This is a genomic window from Streptomyces sp. NPDC050264, assembly GCF_040655895.1.
In the GTDB taxonomy this organism is placed as follows: Bacteria; Actinomycetota; Actinomycetes; order Streptomycetales; family Streptomycetaceae; genus Streptomyces.
This window is the reverse complement of record NZ_JBFAKV010000016.1, coordinates 144,032-150,875: the sequence shown is the minus strand read 5'-3', so window position 1 is coordinate 150,875 and position 6,844 is coordinate 144,032. Positions and strand designations below refer to the sequence as shown.

Below are 6,844 nucleotides of genomic sequence, written 5' to 3'. Positions count from 1 at the left end.
AGACCGTCGAGGTCGAGGTGCCGGCGCAGCCGCGTCGTCGTACGCGCAAGAAGGCCGAAGTCGCCGCGGAGACCGCCGAGCCGGTGGCGCCCGTCGCGGAGACCGTCGAGGTCGAGGTGCCGGCGCAGCCGCGTCGTCGTACGCGCAAGAAGGCGGAGCCGGTCCTCGAATCGGCCGAGACGGTCGCGACGGCCGAGGCCGTGGCGCCTGTCGCCGAGACCGTCGAGGCCCCGGTCAAGCCGCGCCGTACGCGCAAGAAGGCGGAGGTCGCCGTCGACACGGCGGAGGCCGTCGAGGCCAAGCCGGCCCGTACCCGTAAGAAGGCCGTCGCTGCGGCGCCCGAGGAGGCGCCTGTCGAGGAGGCCAAGCCGAAGCGCACGCGCAAGAAGGCTGTCGCCGCCGCTCCGGAGGAGGCGCCCGCCGCCGAGGCCAAGCCGAAGCGCACCCGCAAGAAGGCAGAGCCCGTCATCGAGACGGTCGACACGGTCGAGGCCGCGGAGGCGAAGCCGAAGCGGACCCGCAAGAAGGTCGTGGCTCCCGTCGAGGCCGCCGCGGAAATCGTCGAGGCCGCGCCGAAGCGCACCCGCAAGAAGGCTGTCGCCGCCGCTCCGGAAGAGGCGCCCGCCGCCGCCAAGCCGAAGCGCACCCGCAAGAAGGCTGTGGCCAAGGCCCCCGAGGCCTGATCCGCACCGCGTCGAAAGGCCCGGGTCCCGCACTGCGGGGGCCCGGGCCTTCGTCGTGCCCGCGCCGGTCCACGTACCCTCACGGCATGAGCAGGCCCCCGACCTTCGCCCCGCCGCCCGGCACCCGTGCCCACGTCCTGCACACCGCGAGAGGCGACTTCGCCGCACTCGTCGGTGCGCCGGAGACCGGTCCCGTGCGGGGCACCGCCCTGCTGCTTCCGGGGTTCACCGGGAGCAAGGAGGACTTCATAGCGCTGCACGGGCCGCTGAGTGCGGCCGGGTACCGCAGCGTCGCCGTCGACGGCCGGGGCCAGTATCAGACGGCGGGCCCCCGGGACGACGAACACCGCTACGCGCAGGCCGAGTTGGCGCTGGACGTACTTGCCCAGGCCGCGGCGCTCGGCCCGGTGCCGGTCCATCTGCTCGGGCACTCGCTGGGTGGCCTGGTCGCCCGCGCCGCGGTCATCGCGGACCCGGCCCCCTTCGCCTCGCTGACGCTGATGGCGTCCGGCCCGGCCGCCGTCTCCCGGCCGCAGCAACAGCGCGTCGAGCTGCTTCAGCAGGCGCTCGGCACGCTCGACATGGCGCAGGTGTGGGAGGCCATCCAAGCGCTGGAGGCGACCGGTGACGTCATCGACGTGCGCGGTGACGAAGAAGATCTGCGGCGCCGCTGGTTGAGCAACAGTCCGGCTCAACTCATCGCCACCGGGCGCCAGTTGTGCACAGAGACCGACCGGGTCGACGAGCTGGCCGCGGTCGCGCCGGCCGTGCACGTGCTGTCCGGGGAGCGGGACGATGCCTGGCCCGTGCCGCTGCTCGACGAGATGGCGCGGCGCCTCCAGGCCGAGCGGTCGGTGATCGCCGGGGCGGAGCACTCCCCCAACACCGACCGCCCCGAGGAGACGGCCGCGGCGCTGGTCGCCTTCTGGGACCGGCACCCGGCGCAGGGCTTGTGACGAGAGTCTAGAACTGGGCCTGCAGATGCGCCCAGAACCCGTCGCGCAGCGCCCGCCGCAGGTCCGACTGGCCGCGCAGCGAGTACTGGAGCACGCCCTCCGCCTCGACCAGCAGGTCCTGGTCGACCGGACCGGGCAGGTAGGGGTGGCCGGGCAGCACCTCCGCGAACGCCGCGCGCCCACGCTCCCCGAGCCAGCGCGCCGCGATCTGCGCCCCGACGAAGCGGACCTGGTCGCGGGAGGGGCGCGGCGCCTCCACGTTCTCGTACGACATCGTGGTGGCGCGGCGGGAGACGTACGGCTTGAAGAAGTCGAGGTCGAGCGTGCGCTGGCTGTCGACCTCCCACAGGAGCGGCTCGGCCTGGTTGCGGCCGTCGGGCGCCTCGATGCCCCACAGGTGGACGCGGGCGCCGTACCCCTGGGCCGCCTCGACGGCGGAGACCAGGTCCTCGTCGCCGCCGAGCAGGGCCGCGTCGCTGATGGCGCGGTGCCGGGCGAGGGACTCCAGGTCGCTGCGGATGAGGGAGTCGACGCCCTTCTGCTGGTTGTTCGCGTTGAGATTGCCCAGGCGGACCTTGACGTCGGGCAGGGCGGCGATCGACTGCTGTTCGGTGGTGTGGATGCGGCGGCGGGCGCCGTCGTACCAGTAGACGCGCAGCAGCCGGCTGTCCGCGAAGATCGTGCGGGCCTTGTCGATCAGCGCGTCGATGAGCCCTTCGGCGTCCAGGTCGAAGGAGCGCCGGTCCTCGGTGCCCGCGACGAGGCGGCCCGCCGCTGCGTACAGATACCCCGCGTCCACGAAGATCGCATGGGTCGAGGGCGTCTTCGCGACCTCGGCGAGCACCCGCCTGAGCAGGTCGTTCGTGGTGTCGAGGCGGGCCTCGACGGCGTCGAGAGGTCCCTCCGCGTTGGTTTCGTTCATTGCCGCTCATTGTCCTGGGCGTCACGCCCTGTGCACAACCGGCCTCGCTACCCGCAGGTAATTAGCTTCTCGAAAAATTTCCTTAGCGTAGGGAATGTTTGCAGGGGGCAACTCGTTGTACCCATACAGAACGCGGGGCACTCTAGCCACGCAATCCACTCTTAACGGTCAGGCAACCGCCTGGCCGTACAGCAGGACCAGACTGTGTTCTGCACCAGTAGTTCTCCTTCAGGAGGATCACCAGACGAAGGGAGAAGCCCTTGCGCTTCGAAATCATGCGACTGGACGACGTCGACGGCACCGCCGTGGACACCACCGTCGTGGACGCCGCCTCCGTCAACCGGATCGTTCAGCAGGCCGCCGCCATCGGGCAGCGCCTCTACATCCGCCCGGCCGAGTCGTCCGCCTCATAACGGCGTAGCGACTTACACACTTCGAAGCCCCCGTACGCGCACTGCGTACGGGGGCTTTGCGCGCTCCGAGGGGTCAGCTGTTCTGGATCACCTGGGTCACGCCGTTGATGATCTGCTGCACGGCGATGGCCGAGAGCATCATGCCGGCGAGCCGGGTCACCAGGACCACGCCGCCGTCCTTGATGATGCGGATGATCACCAGCGAATAGCGCATCACGAGCCACAGGACCACGTGGATGGCGAGGATCGCCGTCCAGACGGAGAGCTGTGTCGCGACCGAGTGCGCCTTCTGGACGGCCAGGATCACGGAGACGATCGCGCCGGGTCCGGCGAGCAGCGGCATGCCGAGCGGGACGAGGGCGACGTTCACGTCCTTCGTCTGCTGGGGCTCGTCGGTCTTGCCGGTGAGCAGGTCGAGCGCGATGAGCAGGAGCAGCAGACCGCCCGCGATCATCAGGGCCGGGACCGAGACGTGCAGGTAGTCGAGGATCTGGTGGCCCAGAACGCCGAAGACGGCGATGACACCGAAGGCGACGCACACCGCCTGGAAGGCCATGCGCTTCTGGACCTTGGCGGGGCGGCCCGCGGTGAGGGCGAGGAAGATCGGAGTGATTCCGGGGGGATCCATAATCACAAAAAGCGTGAGAAAAAGGGATCCGAAAACGGCGACGTCGAACACAGTGAGGGCTTGCCTTGCGGGAGTTGAGCGGAAGGGGGCGATGCGAGCGGTCAGAGCCTGTTCAGTGGCTCTCAGGCGCGGTGTCCGCCGGCGCCCGGCACCGGGAAGGCTCCCGTGGCGCGGCGCGTGATCTCCCCGTAGATCTCGGGGTCGGTCGTGTACTCGCCGAGCACACAGGTCTTGCGGCTGCCGTGGTAGTCCGAGGAGCCGGTGGTGAGCAGGCCGACATCGGCGGCCAGGCCGCGCAGCCGGTCCCGGGTGGCCGGGTCGTGGTCCATGTGGTCGACCTCGATGCCGTCGAGGCCGGCCGCGGCCAGCTCCGCGATCGCCGATTCGGGGACGGTGCTGCCACGCTTGGCGGCGGCCGGGTGCGCGAAGACGGTGACCCCACCGGCGGCCTTGACCAGGCGGATCGCGTCGAAGGGGTCCGTCTCGTGCTTCTCGACGTACGCGCGGGCGCCGTCGGACAGCCACTCGGGCGTGAAGGCGTCGGAGACCGTGGGCACGACGCCGAGTTCGACCAGGGCGGAGGCGATGTGCGGGCGGCCGACGGAGCCGTCCCCGGCGATCCGGGCGACCTGCTCCCAGGTGACCGGGACCCCGAGACCGTTCAGCCGGGCGATCATGGCCTTGGCGCGCGGGACGCGGTCGTCGCGGACCAGCTCGCGCTCGGCGAGCAGGTCCGGCTCCGCGGGGTCGAAGAGGTAGGCCAGCATGTGCATGCTCACGCCGTCGAGGCGGCAGGAGAGCTCGGCGCCGGTGACCAGGGTCAGGCCTTCAGGGACCGCGGCGATCGCCTCGGCGTGGCCGCGGGTGGTGTCGTGGTCGGTGAGCGCGACGACGTCCAGGCCGGCCGCCGCGGCGTTGCGCACCAGTTCCGCCGGGGTGTCCGTGCCGTCGGATGCGGTGGAGTGGGTGTGCAGGTCGATGCGCACTGCTGCGTACTCCAGGCTCGGACGGACGGGGTTCGGCCCCACCTCGCGCGGCAGTCTCGCACTGCGCCTCGCACGGACGGGGACGCTCCAGGGTAACGGTGATTTCGAACAACCCCGTCACCACCGAATCGGACTCCGGCCCCTTACGGCTCGGCGACCTGCTGCAGGATGCGTGGTGACAGCGCCCCGCACGGCAGCAGATCCGTCTCGGCGCCCGCGTCGCGCAGGTCGGTGAGGACCAGCTCGTCGTACATCAGGAGCCCGGACTGCTCGGGCCACACGATCGCCCACAGCCAGAGCCCGCGCGCCTCGCCCGCGAAGACGGCGCGGTCGTCGGGGGTGCCGGAGACGTGCCACATCGGGGTGGGCCGGCCGGCCGCGAGCAGTTTGGCCTGGGGCGGTCCCGCGACGTCCATGTAGGGGCCCGGGTCGGGGCCGTCGATGCCCGCGTACCGCGCGCCGAGTCCGACGCCGAGCTCTTCCGCGACGAGCACCAGTTCACCGAAGCCGCCGAGGGGTCCGGGGCCCGAGCAGGCGACGGCGGTGGCGCGGCCGCCGGTGCGGTCGTCCCCCGCGTTGGCCACTCCGGTGAACAGCCAGCCGACGGGCAGCGGCCAGGGCATCCAGACGGGCACCCGGGCGCGGCGCACCACGACACTGAGGGCCTCGACGCTGGGCGGGATCACGGGCTGCAGCGGATGCACCGCCCCGTGCGCATCGCACTGCCAGGAGTCGGCAAAGAGGCCGGGAGCCCTGACCCGGCCACCACACTTCGGGCAACTGGGTTCGCCCCTCATAAAGCCCCACGGTCCTCCCCGTCTCGCGCCGCGTCAAGGACGATCACCCGTCCGGAGGGCGCCGATCCGGGGCGTCCGGCCCGGAGGGAAGGGACGAGGCCGGACCCAATATAGATGTAACTTGCATTTATTAGCTCGGCTAACTTATTATGTGTATAGGCCAACGATCCGATACGGACAAGGAGCCGGGAATGAGCCACAGCAGCACAGGAGGTCCCGCCGAAGGGGACCCGTTCGACGCGGGGGCGACGACCAGCCTCCTGCGTCAGCCGAAGGCGGTCTGGGCGACCGCCGGGGCATCCGTCGTCGCCTTCATGGGCATCGGGCTCGTCGATCCGATCCTGCCGTCGATCGCCAAGGGCTTGCAGGCGACGCCCAGCCAGGTCTCCCTCCTCTTCACTTCCTACTTCCTCATCACCGCCGTCGCGATGCTGGTGACCGGATTCGTCTCCAGCCGGATCGGCGGCAAGAAGACCCTGCTCGTCGGGCTCGCGCTCGTCGTGGTCTTCGCCGCGCTCGCCGGCACCTCAGGCTCCGTCGGCGAACTCGTCGGCTTCCGGGCCGGCTGGGGCCTCGGCAACGCGCTCTTCGTGTCGACCGCCCTCGCCGTCATCGTCGGCGCCGCGGCCGGTGGCAGCGCCGCCGCGATCCTGCTGTACGAGTCCGCGCTCGGCCTGGGCATGGCGTGCGGGCCGCTGGTCGGCGCCCTGCTCGGCAACGCGAGCTGGCGCTACCCCTTCTTCGGGACCGCCGCCCTGATGGCCATCGGCTTCGTCTGCATCACGGTGTTCCTGAAGGAGCAGCCCAAGCCCGCCACGAAGACGTCGATCCTCGACCCGATCAAGGCGCTCGGCCACGGCGGACTCGCGTCGGCCGCCGTCTCGGCCTTCTTCTACAACTACACGTTCTTCACGGTGCTGGCCTTCACGCCGTTCGTGCTGAACATGACCCCGTACAAGAGCGGTGCCGTCTTCTTCGCCTGGGGCGTGCTGCTCGCGCTGTTCTCGGTGATCGTCGCACCGCGCATGCAGGCCCGGTTCGGCTCTCTGAAGGTGCTCGGCGGTTCGCTGGTCCTGCTCGCCGTGGACGTGCTCGTCCTCGGCTACGGCAACCACACCGCGGCCGTCGTCTGCACGATCCTGTCCGGCGCCTTCATCGGCGTGAACAACACCGTCTACACGGAGCTCGCGCTCGGCGTCTCCGACGCGCCGCGGCCCGTGGCCAGCGCCGGCTACAACTTCGTGCGGTGGTTCGCCGCCGCGGCAGCACCGTTCTTCGCGCCGAAGATCGAGGAGTGGAGCAACATCCACATCCCGTTCGTGGTCGCCGCGATCACGGCGGTCCTCGGCGCGGTCGTCGTCCGGGTGCGCCGGAACGCGCTCACCCACGACGCGGAGGAGCTGGAGCCGAAGCACGCCACGGAGGACAGCGTGACCGTCTTCGCCAACTAGAGCCGACG

7 protein-coding genes and 1 pseudogene are annotated in these 6,844 nt (G+C 70.7%); 4 read left to right on the top strand and 4 right to left on the bottom strand.

The genetic code is table 11. From position 1 onward, the window contains the following. Nucleotides 1-683 (top strand): annotated as a pseudogene (locus tag AB0J02_RS27030) (DEAD/DEAH box helicase); the annotation flags it as partial. 86 nt (nucleotides 684-769) lie between these two features. After that, complete coding sequence (locus AB0J02_RS27025; RefSeq protein WP_363196364.1) at nucleotides 770-1,639, top strand: alpha/beta hydrolase; 870 nt, start codon at nucleotides 770-772, stop codon at nucleotides 1,637-1,639. Nucleotides 1,640-1,646: 7 nt separating this feature from the next. Here AB0J02_RS27025 and AB0J02_RS27020 read toward each other — a convergent pair whose 3' ends face one another. Next, nucleotides 1,647-2,561: an NYN domain-containing protein gene (locus AB0J02_RS27020; RefSeq protein WP_363196363.1), complete on the bottom strand. Its 915-nt coding sequence runs from the start codon at nucleotides 2,559-2,561 to the stop codon at nucleotides 1,647-1,649. Nucleotides 2,562-2,821: 260 nt separating this feature from the next. Here AB0J02_RS27020 and AB0J02_RS27015 point away from each other — a divergent pair, with 260 nt between their 5' ends. Then, the gene (locus AB0J02_RS27015) at nucleotides 2,822-2,974 is read left to right on the top strand and encodes a hypothetical protein (protein WP_181512666.1); all 153 of its coding nucleotides are present in this window, start codon (nucleotides 2,822-2,824) and stop codon (nucleotides 2,972-2,974) included. Nucleotides 2,975-3,047: 73 nt separating this feature from the next. Here AB0J02_RS27015 and AB0J02_RS27010 read toward each other — a convergent pair whose 3' ends face one another. The 3 genes from AB0J02_RS27010 to AB0J02_RS27000 all read right to left on the bottom strand — a co-directional run bounded on the left by AB0J02_RS27010 (nucleotide 3,048) and on the right by AB0J02_RS27000 (nucleotide 5,385). Further along, nucleotides 3,048-3,653: a MarC family protein gene (locus AB0J02_RS27010; protein WP_363196362.1), complete on the bottom strand. Its 606-nt coding sequence runs from the start codon at nucleotides 3,651-3,653 to the stop codon at nucleotides 3,048-3,050. A gap of 71 nt (nucleotides 3,654-3,724) precedes the next feature. After that, nucleotides 3,725-4,588, bottom strand: a complete 864-nt coding sequence (locus AB0J02_RS27005; protein WP_363196361.1) for a PHP domain-containing protein — start codon at nucleotides 4,586-4,588, stop codon at nucleotides 3,725-3,727. A 143-nt stretch (nucleotides 4,589-4,731) separates the two neighbouring features. Beyond that, on the bottom strand, nucleotides 4,732-5,385 hold the full coding sequence (locus AB0J02_RS27000) for a DUF6758 family protein (protein WP_363196360.1): 654 nt from the start codon (nucleotides 5,383-5,385) through the stop codon (nucleotides 4,732-4,734). A gap of 191 nt (nucleotides 5,386-5,576) precedes the next feature. Here AB0J02_RS27000 and AB0J02_RS26995 point away from each other — a divergent pair, with 191 nt between their 5' ends. Continuing rightward, entirely contained in the window at nucleotides 5,577-6,836 is a 1,260-nt protein-coding gene (locus tag AB0J02_RS26995; RefSeq protein WP_363196359.1) for an MFS transporter, read from the top strand. Nucleotides 6,837-6,844 lie beyond the last annotated feature (8 nt).